The 1,705-nt window shown below is 45.8% G+C and carries 3 protein-coding genes; all 3 read right to left on the bottom strand.

Translation table 11 applies throughout. From position 1 onward, the window contains the following. Positions 1-70: 70 nt before the first annotated feature. The 3 genes from BQ17_RS06940 to BQ17_RS06930 are packed head-to-tail and all read right to left on the bottom strand — an operon-like array spanning position 71 to position 1,527. Positions 71-595: a hypothetical protein gene (locus tag BQ17_RS06940; protein ID WP_089725566.1), complete on the bottom strand. Its 525-nt coding sequence runs from the start codon at positions 593-595 to the stop codon at positions 71-73. Between the two features lie 41 nt (positions 596-636). After that, the gene (locus BQ17_RS06935) at positions 637-1,077 is read right to left on the bottom strand and encodes a hypothetical protein (protein ID WP_141699143.1); all 441 of its coding nucleotides are present in this window, start codon (positions 1,075-1,077) and stop codon (positions 637-639) included. 24 nt (positions 1,078-1,101) lie between these two features. Then, positions 1,102-1,527, bottom strand: coding sequence for a hypothetical protein (locus BQ17_RS06930; RefSeq protein ID WP_089725562.1), 426 nt, complete (start codon positions 1,525-1,527; stop codon positions 1,102-1,104). Positions 1,528-1,705 lie beyond the last annotated feature (178 nt).

The raw sequence follows: 1,705 nt of genomic DNA, 5'->3' as shown, positions 1-1,705 counted from the left end.
GTTTGTTGTCTGATCGGTAACAACCATATTACGACTCCCACCACCTACAAAACGTAAAGGGCCGAATTATTCAGGGTGCTTCCGGTGAACAAAATACTGTTACAATGACCCCATCCCGAATCCAAAGCTGAACTTCAACGCTCTCGATTTCATATACTACTTCTTCTGCATCATCTATTTCAATGACATTAGGTTCGTTCGAAAGATTGGCAGGACCGAGCAACCACACAACATCTTGCAATGTCGAACCAATCAGGTTTCTCCCCTTGTACCAACAGTCCTCGTAGCATGCGATCGATACGATTTTGCCGTCTTCGCTATAGATGCGGATGTCCTGACCAAGCATCGTGTAGCCTATCCAACCAGTAACATCATCATCTCCTTCCGGGACTCCAATCAACCCTAGCTTGTCGACTAGCGGTTCAATCATTTCACCGAATCGAAAGGGTCCAACTCCCTGCAGCGGTTCAAAAATCATCTTAGGCATCAGATCATGGGCATCGCCAAAGCCACTGCTCACGTCCTTGCCTGCGGCGAACAGATCCGGCTCATGCAGCCAGGTCGCTGTGCCCGACGAGGTGGGGATGTTGGACATGCCGCCGTCCTACCCAAAAAAACAGGGAGATCCTTTTCATATCAGCTGCCGTTCACAACTGAGCCCGGATTTTCTTCCTCTGGAAAGAAACTACATATCACCGTGACTACAATGTTTTCCTTGACCCATAGTTGTGCCGCTACATCATCGAATTCAAAGACAGTTTGCGTTTCACCACCGACATCGAATTCATCAGGATCGTCTTCAGGATTCGACCCGATACACGCTATGGCTTTGGAGATATCAATGCCGATCAGATTGATGCCCCGGTACCAACATTCATCGTAGCAAGCAATGGATTCAATCTTCCTATCTTCAACCCAGATACGAAGCTCAGGCTTCGACCAGCCGTAGACTTTCCAGCCTACCTTCTCATTGTACTCATCTGGAAATTCATCGAGACCCATCGCAGAAATATAGCGATCGATCCGATCTCCAAATCGGAACACACCGACACCTCTATTCGGATTCCATTCCAGCATCTTTGCAGCAAGAAGATAACCGAATTAACCCAGCAGCGCAGCCTTTAGCTCATCACCCCATACAAACGCTTCGTATATCCAATATCCATCTTCTTCAAACTTATCTAACACTAATCCACAACTCATATCTCCATTACATGCGTAAATTGAGTCGCCGTCTATCTCTAACAGTGAAGGAGCATTCATAAGCAATTGCCGAGAATCAAGACTTAATGCTCCTACTTTATCGGACACCTGAAAAAACAGATACATTACGTTCGGAAAAAATATTGATGCAGTCTCTGATATATCTCGAGTGAATTCGGAAAATTGTTCCCATCTTTTTGAAACCAATACACCTTGCTTTTCTTGCCGATCGGCAAAAACCGCCTCAAAACGTTGCCGAATTGGATCGGTGTCTTCTAATGGTAGAAACTCCAAGTCGCTCTTGGTGATGGTCGTTTTTGCCATAATCTCCGGTATGAGCGAAGAAAGGAGCTTCTTACCTTCATTCCTCCGAACCAGAAGACTTAGCCGGCTTGATGTTGCGACACTCATTTGACTAATACTCTACTTTTGACTTGTCGTTAGTAACCCTCAGTTTTCTAATGGGTTCCTACGTTCAGGAACTTTTGTCTTGCCAGCTTCC

The organism is Candidatus Thiosymbion oneisti (assembly GCF_900092655.1).
GTDB lineage: Bacteria > Pseudomonadota > Gammaproteobacteria > Chromatiales > Chromatiaceae > Thiosymbion > Thiosymbion oneisti.
The sequence above is the reverse complement of the archived record's forward strand: the minus strand, read 5'-3'. Positions and strand labels throughout refer to the sequence as shown.

Bases quoted from the DNA above. Each gene is read 5' to 3' on its own strand.
- BQ17_RS06940 (WP_089725566.1), bottom strand. From the start codon at position 595: ATGTCCAACATCCCCACCTCGTCGGGCACAGCGACCTGGCTGCATGAG.
- BQ17_RS06930 (WP_089725562.1), bottom strand. From the start codon at position 1,527: ATGGCAAAAACGACCATCACCAAGAGCGACTTGGAGTTTCTACCATTA.
- BQ17_RS06935 (WP_141699143.1), bottom strand. From the start codon at position 1,077: ATGCTGGAATGGAATCCGAATAGAGGTGTCGGTGTGTTCCGATTTGGA.